Here is a 17,126-nt window from a genome sequence, read left to right on the forward strand (position 1 = left end):
GCTTACCGCTTATCCGTTTGCGGGTGCAAATATAGATACCTTTTTCCACTTAACAACTACTTTTTTTGCCTTTTTTTGAAACTTTTTCTCAACACATTAAATGCTAATTAGTTACAAATAGATGTTTTTTATTCTATACTCCTCTCCTACTTTTGTTTCTCTTATTTATGACTATTTTAATACTTTTAAATTGGGAGTACTTATAGTTGTTATGGCACTTAATTACCAGCTCTAGCAATAACTCTAAACCTTCATTTGTTTACTTTTTCTTTCCTTTTCGCTTCTTTCGCATCTTTGAAAACATCTCTTTATACTCGGATACATCTACATATCCTCTACTCTTTGAGACTATAACTAAATAGTTCTTGACCAATTTTGGCTCTTGATATTCTAACTTCTCCTCAATATATGCACGCTGCAAGATATCTTCTACCAAATAATCCTCGTTTTCTATCTCTGGTTTATACTCTGACTTTAATGACAGCTTAAATAAGTTTGCTGTGGTATTGTACCAAAAGGCTTTCCAACCACTTCTTAGTTCTCTTACATTATCAAAAGCCGTTTTTCCCGTTTGACGGTGAATTAACTTTAATAAAATTCTCCCTTCTGTTCTTGTTAATTTCTTTAAAGGCGCTGTTAATTCTTCTTCAAGATATTTCTGGATTCTTTTTATGTATTTTCTTTTTTTGCTTTTCGACTTAACTCTGGCTAATCGTGAGTTTACACTATCTACTCTTTTTGCTGCTAAAATTGCATAAGGGTATGCTTTGAATACTTTTTTACGAAGCCAATAATAATATAGTATATCTTTTTTATCTTTGAACTTGTGTCTTGGGAGTACTGTTACTTCATTTAATTTTATCATTAAACTATCTCCTTCTCTTATCAAGATATATTCATCATTAAAGTTTGGTAATGTATCTTTAATTTGCGCATTTACTACTGTAGCAAATAGTAATAAATATAAGTATAGTAGTTTTTTCATTTGATTTTTGATAAGCAAAAAGGATTCCAAATGTATCATTTCTCTTTTTAAAACAAAAAAACTCATGAAGTATTTCATGAGTTTTTATTTATTTTTTAAACAATTACTTGTTATTCTGCCATTATCGAGGCTGCTACTTGTTTATAAGTACCGTTCTCTAATTTTTCACGGATTGCTGAAAATGCTACAATTGTCTCGTTTACATCTTCAATCGTATGGCGTGCTGTTGGAATTAACCTTAATATTATTAATCCTTTTGGTATTACTGGATATACTACTATTGAACAGAATACTCCGTGATTTTCTCTTAAATCGTTTACCATTGCCATTGCTTCTGGAATTTCTCCTTTTAAGTATACTGGCGTAATACATGTTTGTGTTGTTCCTAAATCAAAACCTGCTTCGCGTAAACCTGATTGTAATGCATTGGTTATTTTCCAAAGATTTTCTTTTAATTCAGGCATGGTACGAATCATATCTAAACGTTTTAATGCTCCTTTTACCATTGGCATTGGTAATGATTTAGCAAACATTTGCGATCGCATGTTGTATTGTAAAAACTGAACTACATCTTTATCTCCTGCAAAGAAAGCTCCAATACCTGCCATAGATTTTGCGAATGTTGCAAAATACACATCGATTCCGTCCTGTACTCCTTGTTCAAATCCTGTTCCTCTTCCTCCTTCTCCTAGAGTTCCAAATCCATGCGCGTCGTCTACTAATAAACGGAAATTGTATTTTTCTTTTAAGGCAACAATTTCTGCTAAACGTCCTTGTTCTCCTCGCATACCAAATACTCCTTCTGAAACTAACAAGATTCCTCCTCCAGTTTTCTCTGCCATTTTAGTTGCTCTTTGTAAGTTTTTCTCGCAACTTTCTATATCGTTGTGACGATAAACAAAACGTTTACCTGCATGTAAACGAACTCCATCAATAATACACGCATGTGTATCCATATCATACACAATGATATCGTCTTTATTTACTAGAGCATCGATTGCTGATACCATACCTTGGTAACCAAAGTTTACTAAATAAGAAGCTTCTTTACCTACAAACTCTGCACATTCTTGTTCTAATTGTTCATGATATTTTGTATGACCTGACATCATACGAGCTCCCATAGGATACGCCATACCATCGGTTGCTGCAGATTCTCCATCAACTTTTAATACTTCTGGGTGATTTGCTAATCCTAAGTAGTCATTTATACTCCAAGTTATTACTTTTTTTCCATTGAAAGACATACGGTTAGAAATTGGCCCTTCTAATTTAGGAAATACATAATACCCTTCTGCCTTATCTGCCCATTTTCCTAAAGGTCCTTTATCTCCTTTAATTCTCTCAAATAAATCTTTAACCATTATTACTTTTGATTTTTATAGGTTGCGAAAATAGTGCTTTTTTAGGAGTAAATCAAAACTACTTGCTCTTCTCTTACTTCATTTTTATCACTAAATCGCTAGTATCCACTAGTACACCTGCTTCTAATTGTACTTTTTTTATTACTCCTGAACTTGCAGCTGTAACGGTCGTTTCCATTTTCATCGCTTCTATAATAAACAAAGGCTGATTTTCTTTAACTTTTTCTCCATTCTTCACTAATACTGATGATAACAGTCCCTGTAAGGGTGCTCCAATTTCTTTTTCGTTATCTGCTTCTGCTTTTATATTTTCTACTTTGTCTACTTTTATAGAATTGTCTTTTATTAAAACATTTCTCATTTGCCCGTTAATCTTAAAAAAGACATTTACATTTCCTTCTTCATCAGGTTCACTTTTTTGCATTAGAGAAATTAACACTCGTTTTCCTTCTTCAATATCCACCATTATTTCCTCACCTACTTCCATTCCAAATAAGAAGTTTTTAGTAGGTATATTCATTAGGTTTCCATGTTTTAAGTGATTGTTATAAGCATCGGTAAAAACTTTAGGATATAATTTATAAGACAAGAAATCGGTAATTTCTAATGGACGCCCCATTCCTTTTTTAAATTGTTTTTTAAACTCTTCAAATTCTTTTTCGAAGTTAATTGGAGCTAAATGTGCATTTGGTCTATCTGTATATGGTTTTTCATTTTTTAATATGATTTTTTGAAGGTTTTCTGGAAAACCTCCTACTGGCTGCCCTAAGTCTCCTCTGAAAAAACTAATTACAGACTGAGGAAAAGAGATTGTTTCTCCTTTTTCCATCACATCTTTTACTGTTAGGTTATTACTTATCATATACTGAGCCATGTCTCCAACCACCTTTGAGCTTGGAGTTACTTTCACTATGTCTCCAAATAGTTTATTTACCTCTCCGTACATTTTAGTTACTTCAGTAAATTTATTCTCTAAACCTAGTGCTATCGCTTGCCCTTTTAAGTTTGAATACTGACCCCCTGGAATTTCATGCTCATATACTTCTCCTGTTCCAGACTTTAATCCTGATTCAAATGGGTAGTAATAGCTTCTAACTGCTTCCCAATAGTTTGAATATTCGGCTAACTTTTCTGTATTAATTTTGTTTTCTCTTTCATTAAAGCGTAACATTTCAACCATTGAATTAAAGTTTGGTTGTGATGTTAACCCTGACAATCCACCCAAAGCTACATCTACAACATCTACTCCTGCTTCGATTGCTTTGAGGTAAGTAGCCGATTGAACCGAAGATGTATCGTGTGTATGTAAATGAATTGGTATGTTAATTTCTGATTTAAGGGCAGATATTAATTCATAAGCTGCTTGTGGTTTTAATAACCCTGCCATGTCTTTTACTCCTAAAATATGTGCTCCTGCATTTTCGATATCTTTTGCTAATTGTAGGTAGTATTTTAAATCGTATTTTGTTTTGTTTGGGTTTAAAATATCTCCTGTATAGCATATAGAGGCTTCTGCCAAACCATTGGTTTTATTTCGTACATGTTTTATACAAGGCTCCAAAGATTGCATCCAGTTTAGAGAGTCAAAAATTCTAAAAACATCGACTCCTGTTTCCCATGATTTTTCTACAAATTTTTCAATTAAATTATCAGGATATGCAGTATATCCAACTCCATTAGAACCTCTTATTAGCATTTGTAATAACACATTTGGCATTGCTTTGCGTAATAATGCTAAACGTTCCCAAGGATTTTCTTGTAAAAAGCGAAGACACACATCAAAAGTTGCTCCTCCCCAAACTTCCATACTAAAAATTTCAGGGTGGTTTTTTGCATATCCTTCAGCTACTTTTAACATATCTATTGTACGCATACGTGTTGCCAACAAACTTTGGTGAGCATCTCGCATGGTTGTATCAGTAAAATGTACTTTCTTTTCATTTTTTAACCATTCTGCAAATTTTTCTGGACCTAATTCAGTTAATTTATCTTTTGTTCCTTTAGGATAATTTTCTAAAACTGGGAATTTTGGTACTTTAGGTTGTGTAAATTGATGGTTTGAATTTATTTTTTTTACATCTGGATTTCCGTTTACAATTACTTCTCCTAAAAAGTTGATTAATTTATTCGCTCTATTTTTAGGTTCTTTAAATTCAAATAGTTTTGGTTCATTCTTTATGAAGTTTACGGTCACCCTTCCGTCTCTAAATGTTTGATGACGAAGTATGTTTTCTAGAAAAGCTATATTCGTTTTTACTCCACGTACTCTAAATTCAGCTAATGCTCTTAGCATTTTTCTGCAAGCTCCATCAAAGGTTCTACTTCTTGCTGAAACTTTCACCAACATAGAATCAAAAAAAGGTGAAATTTTTACTCCTTGATATATACTTCCTGCGTCTAATCGAATACCAAAGCCTGAAGCACTTCTGTACGTAGTTACTGTTCCGTAATCTGGTTTAAAGTCGTTTGCAGGATCTTCCGTAGTTACTCTACACTGTAATGCATGCCCAGTAACAGTAACGGATTCTTGACTTGGTATTTTTATTTGTTTGTCTTCTAACTTATATCCTCCTGCAATAAAAAGTTGCGTTTTTACCAAGTCTATATTCGTTACCATTTCAGTAACTGTATGTTCTACTTGAATTCGTGGATTCACTTCAATAAAGTATATAGCATCATCATCGTCCACTAAAAACTCAACAGTTCCTATGTTATTATAATTTACTGCTTTACAAATATTAATTGCATAGGTGTATAACTTATTCTTTATTTCGTCTGGCAAGCCTAAAGAAGGTGCTATTTCTACTACTTTTTGATACCTTCGTTGTACTGAGCAATCTCTTTCGTATAAATGAACAATGTTACCATGTGCATCTGCTACTATTTGGATTTCAATATGCTTAGGATTTTCAACATATTTTTCTAAAAAAACGGTATCATCCCCAAAAGCATTTAAAGATTCTCTTTTTGCTTCTGGAAAAGCTTTGATTAATTCTTCTTTTTTTCGAATAACTCGCATTCCTCTACCTCCTCCTCCTGAAGCTGCTTTTAACATTACAGGGTATCCTATTCTTGAAGCTTCAGATAGCGCTATTTCAACAGTAGCTAAATCATTTTGATTACTTTGTATGATAGGCACATTGTTAGCAACCGCAACTTCTTTGGCTGTAATTTTATCTCCTAGAGCTTTTAGTACTGATACTTTGGGACCAATAAAAATAATACCATTTTCTTCACATTTTTTAGCAAACTCAGCATTTTCAGAAAGAAAACCATATCCTGGATGAATAGCATCTACATTATTGTTAAGAGCTACTTTAATAATAGCATCAATATCCAAATAAGGCTTAAGTGGTTCATTATCTTCTCCTATTTGATAACACTCATCTGCTTTATACCTATGCAAAGAGTATCTATCTTCATAAGTATATATTCCCACTGTTTTAATTCCTATTTCTACACAGGCTCTAAATACTCTAATAGCTATTTCTCCTCTATTTGCTACTAGGACTTTTTGTATTTTCATTGTGTTGCGTTTGTTGTTAATGTGTTTTTGTTACTATCTAATTAATTTCCTTCCAAATCTAGCTTAGATTTTACACTTTTATAAGCTTAATAGAGTTTTTAGTTACAAAAAATTATTAATTTAACAGATTACCAAAATAAGTGTAATAAAAAACCTTTTTATCATTTTTCTATTGAAAAATTATCATTTCTACAAAATACTTTAAAGGAACTTTATAAAGACAGTATCTCTACCAAAAACAAAAAAGATGCTTGAATAAGCATCTTTTTTCTAACTTGTTCCTCTTTTTAAGATAAAATATTCGATTTTAATTCTTCTATAAAAGGTTGTTTATATAGTCTTTTACCTAAAGCTTTATGTATTGCGTTAGCAACTGCTCCTCCTGCTGGTGGCAAACCAGGTTCTCCTAAACCTGTAGGTGATAGTTCATTTTGCACAAAATAAACTTCTACTTTAGGTGTTTCGTTCATTCTTATAAGCCTATAATTATCGAAATTTCTACTTGACGGCGCACCGTCTTCAAAGGTTAGGTTTCCATACATTGCATGTCCGATACCATCAATAACTCCTCCTTCAATTTGATTTATAGCTCCTGTTGGGTTTACCACAATACCACAATCTGTTGCTACAACTACTTTTGTTACCACAGGAACTCCTTCTTTTAGCTCTATCTCTGCAACTTCAGCTACATGGGTATTATGACTGTAATAAGCTGAAAAACCTTGAAAAACTCCTTCTTTGGCTTTTCCCCAGCCTCCTTTTTCTGCAGCTAACTTTATAGTGTCTTGCATTCGTTTACCTGAGTATTCTATTCTTTTATCTTCAGTAGCTTTTACATTTTCTAACAATTCTAAACGTAATTGTACTGGATCTATCTCTAATTCTTGTGCTAATTCATCAAAAAAACTTTGTTCTGCATAGGCTAAGAAGTTTGTATAAGGGGCTCTCCATGCTCCTGTGCTAATATTACTTTTATAATTTGCTGTAGATACTTTATAGTTTGGAATACAGCCTGCTGGAAAGAAATTCGGGATTAATCCGTACATATTATCATTAATAGCTGCTTCTTTTAAATGGTATCCAGATATTTTTCCATCTTTTATTGATGCTGCAATTCTATATTTGATTGCTGGTCTATATGTTCCACTAGTTACATCGTCTTCTCTCGTTGAAACCATTTTTACTGGTTTTTGTATTTTATCAGATATTTCCAACGCTTCATATACAAAGTCTCCATATAATCTTCTTCCGAAACCTCCTCCCATTCGAGTCATTTCTACATGAACTTCCTCCAAGTTACGTCCTAACATTTCTGCTGCAACCATTGCTGCGTATTCTGGAGTTTGAACAGGACCAATTAAATGTATCTTTTCTGATGTTACATTTGCAAAAAAGTTCATTGGCTCCATACAATTATGAGGCAAAAATGGTGAATGGTAGGTACGTTCAATAACTTTATCAGCTTCTGCAAAAGCTTTTTTCACATCTCCATCTTCTCTTCTAACATCTAAATCATTTGCTTCTAACAATTTTGTTAGCCTTTCATCATGAAATTTTGTATCTTCTAACTCAGAACTATCTTTCCATACAGTTTTAATTGCTCTTGCTCCTTTAATTGCTGCCCATGTATTTTCAGCTAACACAACTACTTTATCTGTTTTTGTTAACTTAAACGTCCAATTAGTTTTTCCTGATTCAATAAAATTTCTTGCTTTTTCTCCTATTGTTATAACATCTACTACTCCAGATATTTTTTTTGCTTCTGTATCGTCATACGATTCAAGTTCTTGTCCGAAAGCCGGAGGTCTTACTACTGAAGCATATAACATTTCTTCTTCCTTATAATCTAAGCCAAATAACGGTTTTCCTGTTACTATTTTTTCTACATCAACATTTATAGCATCTTTGCCAATGATAGAAAATTCTGAAGGCTTTTTTAAAGTAACATCTTCTGGCACCTCTAAAGTAGCGGCTTCTTTTACTACTTCATCATACCCTAAAGTTTCTCCTTTTGCATTTGTAATAATTCCTCTTAAAGCTGAACAAGTAGTTGCATCTACTCCCCATTTTACTGCTGCCGCATTAATTAACATTTGTTTTGTAGTTGCTCCTGTTTCTCTAAGCGCCGTCCAGCCATGACGAATTGATTGACTACCTCCTGCTAACTGTCGTTTATAGTTTTTGACATCTAAAGGTGCTTGTGCAACATGTACTTTTTCCCATTCAACATCTAGTTCTTCTGCAATAATCATCGGCATTGAAGTTTTTACTCCTTGACCTATCTCAGGATTTGGAGAGTAAATAGTTACATAGCCTTCATCGGATATTTTTATGAATGCGTTAAAATCATTGAAGTTTAGGTTTTCTACATCTACAGATGGTTTTACATTAGGTTTACAAGCAGTAAATAAATTAAACCCAATCATAATACCACCACTGGCTAATGCAGAAGTTCTTAAAAAGTTTCTTCTACTAAACGTAAAGTTTTTTTCTTGTGTACTCATGATTGAAAAATTTTAAGACATTTTATCTGCAGCCAATGCAACCGCTTTTTCTATTCTATTATATGCAGCACAACGACAAATATTACCTTGCATTGCTTCTCTTATCTCTTCTTTAGAAGGACTTGGGTTTTCTTTTAAAAAGGAAGCAGCTGTCATAATTTGACCTGCTTGACAGTATCCACATTGCGGAACATCTACTTCTTTCCAAGCTTCTTGTAATGGATGATCTCCTTCGGTTGATAACCCTTCAATAGTTGTTATTTCTTCACCATCCAACATAGAAATTTGTAATTGACAACTTCTCATTGCTGTTCCGTCTACATGAACAGTACAGGCTCCGCATTGTGCTATTCCACATCCGAATTTAGTTCCAACCATATTGAGTTCATCTCGTAAGACCCACAACAATGGTGTATCAGCATCTGCCTTAAAGGACACCGACTTTCCGTTAATTTTTAATGTATAATTTGGCATTTTTGCTAATTTTTGTTTGTCTTGTGTAAGTTACAAAAAATATAAATGCCTGTTTGTTAATGAAGTTTTTTTAAGATATTTTTAAATAAAAAGAGAGGCAAAAGCCTCTCTTTTTATTTGTTTTTTAAAAATGTATTTACATTTTTCTCTATTCTTTCGAGTACGTTTTCTGTATTCGCTTTTACAAAAGTTTTCCCCGTAATTTGTTCGTATAGTTCAATGTATCTATTTGAAATTTCAATAACTTTTTCATCAGACATTTCAGGAATCTCTTGTCCTTCTTTTCCTTGAAAACCGTTTTCAATTAACCACTGACGCACAAACTCTTTTGATAGTTGTTTTTGCTTCTCTCCTTTTTCTTGACGTTCTGCATATCCTTCAGCATAAAAATAACGAGAAGAGTCTGGTGTATGGATTTCATCAATCAATACAATTTTACCATCTTTAGTTTTTCCAAACTCATATTTAGTATCTACTAAAATCAATCCTCTTTTAGCAGCTAATTCAGTACCTCTTTGAAATAACTTTCTTGTATAATCTTCCAATACTAAGTAATCTTCTTCTGATACAATTTGGTTGGCTAAAATATCTTCACGAGAAATATCTTCATCGTGTTCTCCATTATCTGCTTTAGTTGAAGGTGTAATGATTGGCTCAGGGAACTTATCATTTTCTTTCATTCCTTCGGGCATTGCTACTCCACAAAGTATTCTTTTTCCTGCTGCATATTCTCGAGCTGCATGACCAGATAAATATCCGCGGATTACCATTTCTACTTTAAAAGGTTTACATAAATGACCTACTGCTACATTTTCATCTGGATTCGCTAATAACCAATTTGGAACGATATCCGCAGTATCGTTCATCATTTTTGTAGCAATTTGGTTTAAAATTTGTCCTTTAAAAGGAATTTGACGTGGTAAGATTACATCAAACGCAGAAAGACGATCTGAAGCAATCATTACCAATAACTCATCATTGATATTGTATACTTCTCTTACTTTTCCTTTATACACTTCTTTTTGTCCTGAAAACTGGAAGTTTGTTTCGTTAATTGTATTCATTGTATGTTGTTGTGTTGTATCGCACAAAAGTAAACTAATCACTAAATACTGACAACTAAAAACTACTCGGTTTCTATACTTTTATAAGCTGAGATAATTTTCTTAACCAATCGATGACGAATTACATCTTTGTCATCTAAATACACCTGCGCAATTCCTTCAATATCTTTTAATGCTAATAACGATTCTTTCAATCCAGAAACTTGTCTACGCGGTAAATCTATCTGACCTGGGTCTCCAGTGATAATAAACTTAGCGTGCATTCCCATACGCGTTAAAAACATCTTCATTTGTGCATGAGTGGTGTTTTGTGCTTCATCTAAAATTACAAAAGCATTATCTAAGGTACGCCCACGCATAAAAGCTAAAGGTGCTATTTGTATAACTCCTTTTTCAAGATGTGATTCCAATTTTTCATGTGGAATCATATCGCGTAAGGCATCATATAATGGTTGCATGTATGGATCTAACTTTTCTTTTAAATCCCCTGGAAGAAACCCTAAATTTTCGCCTGATTCTACCGCAGGTCTTGTTAAAATAATTCTCTTAACCTCTTTTTCTTTTAATGCTTTCACAGCTAAGGCTACCGCTGTATATGTTTTACCTGTACCTGCAGGACCTACTGCAAATAGCATATCATTTTTTTGCATTAATTCTACCATTTTACGCTGATTGGCAGTTTGCGCTTTGATTAACTTTCCACTTACACCATGTACTAAAACGTCTTTTGCATTTCCTGATTTGCGGATTTCTTCTTCTTTACCTGTTGATGTTAAAATACGTTCAATACTATTTTCATCTAATTTGTTATACCTATTAAAATATTTGATAAGCATCTCTAATCGCTTTTCAAATTCATTTAACAATTCAGGTTCGCCAAAAATTTTAAGTTTATTTCCTCTAGCAACTATTTTTATTTTAGGAAAGAATGTTTTTAACTGAGTAATAGTGCTGTTTTGAGCTCCAAAAAAATCGTTTGGGTTGATTTCTGTTAATTCAATTATGCGTTCGTTCAAATGATAAAAGTTTTAATATTATTCACACTAAAAATAACGATTATTTTTCTTGAATTACGTAGTTTTGTTTAAAATTTCAGCATAATTTTTCACAAAACAATTAACAAACACCTAAATTAATGTCTCTTATTACATTAACTACTGATTTTGGAACGAAAGACCACTTTGTAGGGGCTGTAAAAGGAGCTATTTATTCTGAATTACCTGATGCTAATATTGTTGATATTACGCATGAGATTTCTCCTTTTAACATTACTGAAACTGCTTATATTTTAAAAAATGCTTATAAAAGCTTTCCTGATAAAACCATTCATGTTATTGGTGTAGACTCTGAATTAAGTATGGATAATAAGCATATTGCTTTAGAACTGGATAATCATTATTTTATTTGTCCTGATAACGGACTAATTTCTATGATTGCCTCTGAGATTAAGCCTACCAAAATTGTTGAAATTAATATTCACGATCGTATTGAGAGTAGTTTTCCTGTGTTAGATGTTTTTGTACAAGTAGCTTCTCATATTGCTCGCGGTGGTAGTTTAAGTGTTATTGGGCGAGAGATTGAGACTTATAAAAAGATTATCGAAATTAAGCCTAAAGTAAACGAGCAACAGACTATTATTTCAGGTGGTGTTATTTACATTGATAATTACGGAAATGTAATTAGTAACATTAGTAAAAAGCAATTTAATACTATTGGAAAAGGGCGTGATTATAAAGTAACGGCTAGACGTTATACCTTTTCTAAAATTTATAGCCGATATAATGAGATTGTTGATTTTTCGGTAACTGATAAACGACAATATGATGGTGAAAAGCTAGCTATTTTTAATTCTGCTGGTTTTTTAGAGATTGCCATTTACCGAAGTAATTTAGAAACGGTTGGCGGTGCTTCTACCTTACTTGGTTTAGAATACCGTGATACTATTACCATTGAATTTGAGAACCCTATTAAACCAGAATTTACACCTATAAATTAACTCTATGTTTGTACGAATTGTAAAAATGAGCTTTCAGCCAGAAAAAATTGAAGAATTTCTAAACAACTTTAACAGTAAGAAAGAGTTTATACGAAATTCACCTGGTTGTCGTTTATTAGAATTATACAGAGACAAAACAAATCCAAATATATTTTTCACTTATAGTTATTGGGATACTGAACAAGATTTAGAAAATTACAGAAACTCTGATTTATTTAAAGGGGTTTGGGCACAAACCAAAGTTTTATTTAATGCTAAACCATTAGCTTGGAGTGTAGATAAAGTTGATTCATTAAAATAAATTAATTTTGGAAAATAAAATTACAGTAAGTATTGGAGATAGATTTGTTGCTGGCTTAGTCGACTACAGTATTATTTACGGATTTTTTTTCTTCTTCATAAGTCAGTATGGTGAGCCCAATAGTGAAGGAGGCTATTATATCACTGGTTTACCTGTCTTAGTTCCAATTATATTTTGGGGATTTTTTACTATTGGATTAGAAAAATTATTTGGTGCTACATTAGGTAACTTGTTACTTAAAATTAAACCCATTTCTTTGGAAGAAAACAACAAAATAACTTTTACTCAATCATTAAAAAGACATTTACTTGACCCTATTGATATGTTCCTTTTTGGCTTTATAGGTATAATTGTCATGAAAAATACCAAAAAAAAACAAAGATTAGGTGATCTCTGGGCTAAAACCATTGTTATTAAGTCTTAACTAAAAACTTAACATTAAGTATGTTTCCACTACTAAAAAAAGAATTTAACTCATTTTTTGCCTCCCCTATTGCCTATTTGGTGATTGGAGTATTTTTACTTGTAAATGGCTTATTTTTATGGGTGTTTAAAGATAATTTCAACATTCTAAATGCGGGGTTTGCTGATTTGAATAGCTTCTTTTATTTAGCTCCTTGGTTATTTTTATTCCTAATTCCTGCCATTACCATGAAGAGTTTTGCAGATGAATTTAATAGTGGAACCATTGAAATTTTAAAAACTAAACCGCTGACCGATTGGCAAATTGTTTTAGGTAAATTTTTTGCTGCCCTTTTATTAGTTGTCATCGCATTGTTGCCAACATTAACCTACGCGTACACTGTGTATCAATTGGGAAGCCCTGTTGGGAATTTAGATGTTGGTAGCACTGTTGGTTCTTATTTAGGTTTGTTGTTTTTAGCTGCAACTTATACAGCCGTTGGATTATTTACTTCTACACTATCAAATAATCAGATTGTAGCATTTATCGTAAGTGTATTCATCACTTTTGCTTTATTCTATGGGTTTGACGCAGTTGGTTCTTCTTTAGAGAATTCAGGATATACCTTACAACAATTTGGTATTAATGAACATTTTAAAAGTATTAGTCGTGGTGTTGTAGATACACGCGACCTTATTTACTTTATTAGTGTTACGTTCTTCTTTTTATTCATCACTAAACAACAGTTAAAAAATGAATAAGAAATTACAACATATTGCATTAACACTTATCGGACTGTTAATTATTAATTACATCGCTAATTCAGTTTACAAACGTTTCGATTTAACACAAGACAAACGTTATACCTTATCAGAAGTAAGTGAAAGTCTTATTGATAAAATAGATACTCCACTAACTATTCATGTATTTTTAGAAGGTGATTTTCCTGCGGAATTTAAACGTTTACAAATAGAAACACGTCAGTTTTTAGAAGAGTTACAAGCCAAAAACTCTAATATTCGTTTTCGTTTTATCAATCCTGATAACATTCGTGAACGTTTGGTAAAAAGAGGAATGATGCCTAGTCAATTAACTGTGGAAGAAGATGGAAAGTTATCTGAAGCTATTATTTTTCCTTGGGCTGAAATTACTTATGGCAAAAAAGTAGAATTAATTTCTTTACTTCCTAACTCTATTGCTAAAACACAAGAGGCTCAGCTACAAAATGCTGTTGAAAAATTAGAGTATTCTTTTGCTAATGCATTACATAATGTTACCTTAAAAGAAAGACAAAAAATAGCAGTATTAGCTGGTAATGGTGAGTTGCAAGATATTTATCAATATAGTTTATTGAGTGAAATTGGTAAAAAATACCGTTTAGCCAAGTTCACCCTAGATAGCGTTACAACCAACCCAAAAAAAACAATAAAAGATTTAAGAGCTTACGATTTAGCGATTATTGCTAAGCCTACTGAGCGTTTTACTGAAGATGAGAAGTTTACAATCGATCAGTTTATAGCCAACGGTGGTAAAAGTTTATGGATGCTAGATAATAACTATGCGGATACTGATAGCTTGTACAATGAAGGAAAAATGTTAGCATTTCCTCGTGATTTGAATTTAACGGATTTATTGTTTGGCTATCAAGTTCGTGTAAATAATAAACTTATTCAAGATTTATATTCTGCTAAAATTCCGCTAGCCACAGGAAATGTAGGAAATCAACCACAGTTTCAACACTTAAATTGGTTTTACCACCCGCTAGTTAATGGAAACCCAAACCACCCGATTACTAAAAATGTAGCGCCAGTTCGTTTTCGTTTTACCACTCAAATAGATACTTTGAAAGGAAACTTAAAAAAGATTCCATTATTAGTAACTTCTGTATTGACTAAAAAAACGGGAACACCTAATTTTATTGAACTACAAAGCATTTCTAAAGAACCTAAAGAAAATGAATTTGCTTCAGGACCACAATTATTAGCGGTGTTACTAGAAGGATCTATTCCTTCTGCTTATAAAAATAGAATCAAACCTTTTGATACTTCTTATTTTAAAGCTGAAAGCACCAATAATAAAATGATTGTAATTGCAGATGGTGATGTAGGTAGAAATCAGATTTTAAAAGGAAAACCTCACGATTTATCACTGGATAAATGGACAGGGGAACAGTTTGGTAACAAAGAATTTTTGATCAATGCTATTGACTATTTATTAGACGATTATGGATTGATTCAATTACGTAACAAAACCATTCAAATTAACTTATTGGATAAGCAACGTGCTTTTACAGAAAAACGTTTTTGGCAATTTATCAATATTGGTATTCCATTAGTTTTGTTAGCTCTGTTTGGTATTGGGTTTAATTATTGGAGGAGGAAGAAATATCAGTAAAATTACTGATACTTTTAAACACTTAATAAATCATTGTGTTTAAACTGATAACTCAATGCTTTTTGAAGTTTTTTACTATTAATTATTTTGTAAACTAATGGTTTTGAGTTGTCAAATTCAGGAATTGATTTTCCAATACTTTTTCTGGCATTAATATAAAACTCTTCTCTTGTAGGGTGATGATTTGAGCAAGCATTAAAAACTTCACCAAAAACATTCTGTTCAATAATTTGTCCTATGATAGCAATGCAATCTTCTCTATGTATCATATTTACAGAACCTTTTGGATATGGAATTTTTCTATCAGCAAACCATTTTCCAGGTTGTCTGTTTCCTCCAAATAACCCTGCAAAGCGAAGTATAGTTGTTTGAAACTTATTATTGTTTCTAAACAAGTTTTCTATTTCAACTAATGGTGAATCTATAGTTTCATCTTCTTCAGTCATCTCATTATTTAAACTAGGATACACAGAAGTGGAGCTAATAAAAATAACTTTATCTATATTAGACTTTTCTATTTCAGAAATCAACCATTTAAAACCTTCTACTTCTTTAGAGGTAATAGCAATTATTAATACACCTATCTCTAAAAATTCTTGTTGAATATTTTTCTTAGAAATATCAACTAAATAAGGAGTAATATTAACTACTTTTAAGTCCTCTAGTTTCTTTATAGAAGTTGTTGAACCTTTTACACTATAGTCTTTTTCTATTAAATTTATGGCTAATTCTTTTCCCAACCATCCACAGCCTAAAATACTAACATTTTTCATCGCAACAATTATCGTCTTTTACTAATTTACAAGAAATCACAGCTAACAAAGCTCCAATTCCTCCTTTATGTTTATACATTTTATTTTTCACCCTTGATTTTATTGCAAATATCTATTAAAACATTACTTCTGTATTTTAAGTTTTTGTTAACATTAATCCGAGGAATTCCTTGTAATTTTAACAAAAAATTAAAAACAGACCAATCATCATGAAAAAAATACTTTTTAGCTTGTTTGTTGTTGCCATATCAACTAACATCAATGCACAATTAAAAACCCCAGCCCCAAGTCCAGCTGCTAAGTTAGAACAAACTGTAGGTTTAACTAACGTATCGGTTGAATATTCTCGTCCGAGCATGAAAGGAAGAGCTATTTTTGGAAATTTAGTTCCTTTCGGAAAAGTATGGAGAACAGGTGCTAACAAAAATACTACAGTTACTTTTAGCGATGATGTAACCGTTGATGGAAAAACCTTAAAAAAGGGAACATACGCTTTATATACTAAACCAGGAAAAGATTCTTGGGAAGTAATTTTTTACTCTGACGCTAACAACTGGGGAACTCCTCAAAAATGGGATGACTCTAAAGTAGCTGTATCTACTACTGCTAAAGTTGAAGCTATGCCTATGAAAATTGAAACGTTTACTATGTCTGTTGACAATTTGACAAACAATTCTGCTGTGTTAGGGATTTTATGGGAAAATGCTTACGTAGGTGTAAAGTTTAATACTCCTACTGACAAAGCCGTAGAAAAAAGCATTGCTCAAGTAATGAGCGGACCTTCTGCTAATGATTATTTTTCTTCTGCTGTGTATTATTTACAAGAAGGAAAAGACATTAACAAAGCTAAAAATTGGATTAACAAAGCGGTAGATATGACTAAAGACCAACCTCGTTTTTGGTACTTACGTCAACAATCGTTAATCTTAGCTAAAGCTGGTGATAAAAAAGGAGCTCTTAAAGCAGCTAAAGCTTCATTAGCAAGTGCTGAAAAAGCTGGAAATGCTGATTATGTAAAAATGAACAAAGAGTTTATTGCTGAAATGAAGTAATTTTTTTCTGCTAAACTTTTTAAACATAAAACTCGCTAATTGGCGAGTTTTATGTTTTTATAATTGTTGTATTTTAGTGGTTCTTAAAAATTTTAATTGCTATGAATTTTTGATACACCTTTTTAATAAACTTTAATTAATAGGTTTCCTTACCCTTTTCGTTTTATCGGTGTCTCGTCCTTAAATATGGCTACAGGTTAAAATTGAATTTAGGCTGATAATTTATATACCATATTTGGTGTTTTATAATCTAAAGATAAGTGTAATCTTACTTCGTTGTATAAATTAAT

Annotated in this window: 14 protein-coding genes; 6 read left to right on the plus strand and 8 right to left on the minus strand. The window is 32.2% G+C overall.

Translation table 11 applies throughout. The features are described from left to right. Nucleotides 1–259: 259 nt before the first annotated feature. The 7 genes from MK851_RS15370 to MK851_RS15400 all read right to left on the minus strand — a co-directional run bounded on the left by MK851_RS15370 (nucleotide 260) and on the right by MK851_RS15400 (nucleotide 10,933). Nucleotides 260–985, minus strand: coding sequence for a DUF4294 domain-containing protein (locus MK851_RS15370; protein WP_320244875.1), 726 nt, complete (start codon nucleotides 983–985; stop codon nucleotides 260–262). Between the two features lie 110 nt (nucleotides 986–1,095). Beyond that, a complete protein-coding gene (locus MK851_RS15375; RefSeq protein ID WP_115900999.1) occupies nucleotides 1,096–2,349 on the minus strand; it encodes an aminotransferase class I/II-fold pyridoxal phosphate-dependent enzyme in 1,254 nt (417 codons plus the stop codon). Nucleotides 2,350–2,422: 73 nt separating this feature from the next. Then, complete coding sequence (locus MK851_RS15380) at nucleotides 2,423–5,875, minus strand: pyruvate carboxylase (RefSeq protein ID WP_320244879.1); 3,453 nt, start codon at nucleotides 5,873–5,875, stop codon at nucleotides 2,423–2,425. Nucleotides 5,876–6,162: 287 nt separating this feature from the next. Continuing rightward, nucleotides 6,163–8,379 (minus strand): xanthine dehydrogenase family protein molybdopterin-binding subunit, encoded by a 2,217-nt coding sequence (locus tag MK851_RS15385; protein ID WP_320244884.1) that lies wholly within the window; start codon nucleotides 8,377–8,379, stop codon nucleotides 6,163–6,165. 12 nt (nucleotides 8,380–8,391) lie between these two features. Next, the gene (locus tag MK851_RS15390) at nucleotides 8,392–8,853 is read right to left on the minus strand and encodes a (2Fe-2S)-binding protein (RefSeq protein WP_320244887.1); all 462 of its coding nucleotides are present in this window, start codon (nucleotides 8,851–8,853) and stop codon (nucleotides 8,392–8,394) included. A gap of 113 nt (nucleotides 8,854–8,966) precedes the next feature. Further along, nucleotides 8,967–9,917 carry a phosphoribosylaminoimidazolesuccinocarboxamide synthase gene (locus tag MK851_RS15395; protein WP_320244888.1) on the minus strand — a complete coding sequence of 317 codons (951 nt, stop codon included), beginning with the start codon at nucleotides 9,915–9,917 and terminating at the stop codon, nucleotides 8,967–8,969. Nucleotides 9,918–9,979: 62 nt separating this feature from the next. Then, nucleotides 9,980–10,933 carry a PhoH family protein gene (locus MK851_RS15400; RefSeq protein ID WP_320244889.1) on the minus strand — a complete coding sequence of 318 codons (954 nt, stop codon included), beginning with the start codon at nucleotides 10,931–10,933 and terminating at the stop codon, nucleotides 9,980–9,982. A 119-nt stretch (nucleotides 10,934–11,052) separates the two neighbouring features. Between MK851_RS15400 and MK851_RS15405 the strand changes: the two genes are divergently transcribed. Genes MK851_RS15405 through gldG form a run of 5 tightly spaced genes read left to right on the plus strand, consistent with a single transcriptional unit; the run spans nucleotide 11,053 to nucleotide 15,011 of the window. Then, nucleotides 11,053–11,913, plus strand: a complete 861-nt coding sequence (locus tag MK851_RS15405) for an SAM-dependent chlorinase/fluorinase (protein ID WP_320244891.1) — start codon at nucleotides 11,053–11,055, stop codon at nucleotides 11,911–11,913. Between the two features lie 4 nt (nucleotides 11,914–11,917). Further along, on the plus strand, nucleotides 11,918–12,214 hold the full coding sequence (locus tag MK851_RS15410; protein WP_320244892.1) for an antibiotic biosynthesis monooxygenase family protein: 297 nt from the start codon (nucleotides 11,918–11,920) through the stop codon (nucleotides 12,212–12,214). 7 nt (nucleotides 12,215–12,221) lie between these two features. Next, complete coding sequence (locus tag MK851_RS15415) at nucleotides 12,222–12,638, plus strand: RDD family protein (RefSeq protein ID WP_320244893.1); 417 nt, start codon at nucleotides 12,222–12,224, stop codon at nucleotides 12,636–12,638. 20 nt (nucleotides 12,639–12,658) lie between these two features. Then, nucleotides 12,659–13,378 carry a gliding motility-associated ABC transporter permease subunit GldF gene (gene gldF, locus MK851_RS15420; RefSeq protein ID WP_320244894.1) on the plus strand — a complete coding sequence of 240 codons (720 nt, stop codon included), beginning with the start codon at nucleotides 12,659–12,661 and terminating at the stop codon, nucleotides 13,376–13,378. Beyond that, on the plus strand, nucleotides 13,371–15,011 hold the full coding sequence (gldG, locus tag MK851_RS15425) for a gliding motility-associated ABC transporter substrate-binding protein GldG (RefSeq protein ID WP_320244895.1): 1,641 nt from the start codon (nucleotides 13,371–13,373) through the stop codon (nucleotides 15,009–15,011). Before gldF ends, gldG begins: the two co-directional genes overlap by 8 nt. 14 nt (nucleotides 15,012–15,025) lie before the next feature. On the opposite strand, the gene MK851_RS15430 is transcribed toward gldG, so the two are convergent. Further along, complete coding sequence (locus MK851_RS15430) at nucleotides 15,026–15,784, minus strand: dTDP-glucose 4,6-dehydratase (protein ID WP_320244897.1); 759 nt, start codon at nucleotides 15,782–15,784, stop codon at nucleotides 15,026–15,028. Between the two features lie 209 nt (nucleotides 15,785–15,993). Between MK851_RS15430 and MK851_RS15435 the strand changes: the two genes are divergently transcribed. Continuing rightward, nucleotides 15,994–16,836, plus strand: a complete 843-nt coding sequence (locus tag MK851_RS15435; RefSeq protein WP_320244899.1) for a DUF2911 domain-containing protein — start codon at nucleotides 15,994–15,996, stop codon at nucleotides 16,834–16,836. Nucleotides 16,837–17,126 lie beyond the last annotated feature (290 nt).

Origin of the sequence: Tenacibaculum sp. 1B UA, assembly GCF_033978845.1 — a bacterium.
In the GTDB taxonomy this organism is placed as follows: domain Bacteria; phylum Bacteroidota; class Bacteroidia; order Flavobacteriales; family Flavobacteriaceae; genus Polaribacter.

Coding starts and splice junctions, on each gene's coding strand:
- MK851_RS15405 (WP_320244891.1), top strand. CDS start 11,053: ATGTCTCTTATTACATTAACTACTGATTTTGGAACGAAAGACCACTTT.
- MK851_RS15380 (WP_320244879.1), bottom strand. CDS start 5,875: ATGAAAATACAAAAAGTCCTAGTAGCAAATAGAGGAGAAATAGCTATT.
- MK851_RS15430 (WP_320244897.1), bottom strand. CDS start 15,784: ATGAAAAATGTTAGTATTTTAGGCTGTGGATGGTTGGGAAAAGAATTA.
- MK851_RS15385 (WP_320244884.1), bottom strand. CDS start 8,379: ATGAGTACACAAGAAAAAAACTTTACGTTTAGTAGAAGAAACTTTTTA.
- MK851_RS15435 (WP_320244899.1), top strand. CDS start 15,994: ATGAAAAAAATACTTTTTAGCTTGTTTGTTGTTGCCATATCAACTAAC.
- MK851_RS15410 (WP_320244892.1), top strand. CDS start 11,918: ATGTTTGTACGAATTGTAAAAATGAGCTTTCAGCCAGAAAAAATTGAA.
- MK851_RS15370 (WP_320244875.1), bottom strand. CDS start 985: ATGAAAAAACTACTATACTTATATTTATTACTATTTGCTACAGTAGTA.
- MK851_RS15375 (WP_115900999.1), bottom strand. CDS start 2,349: ATGGTTAAAGATTTATTTGAGAGAATTAAAGGAGATAAAGGACCTTTA.
- gldG (WP_320244895.1), top strand. CDS start 13,371: ATGAATAAGAAATTACAACATATTGCATTAACACTTATCGGACTGTTA.
- MK851_RS15395 (WP_320244888.1), bottom strand. CDS start 9,917: ATGAATACAATTAACGAAACAAACTTCCAGTTTTCAGGACAAAAAGAA.
- MK851_RS15390 (WP_320244887.1), bottom strand. CDS start 8,853: ATGCCAAATTATACATTAAAAATTAACGGAAAGTCGGTGTCCTTTAAG.
- gldF (WP_320244894.1), top strand. CDS start 12,659: ATGTTTCCACTACTAAAAAAAGAATTTAACTCATTTTTTGCCTCCCCT.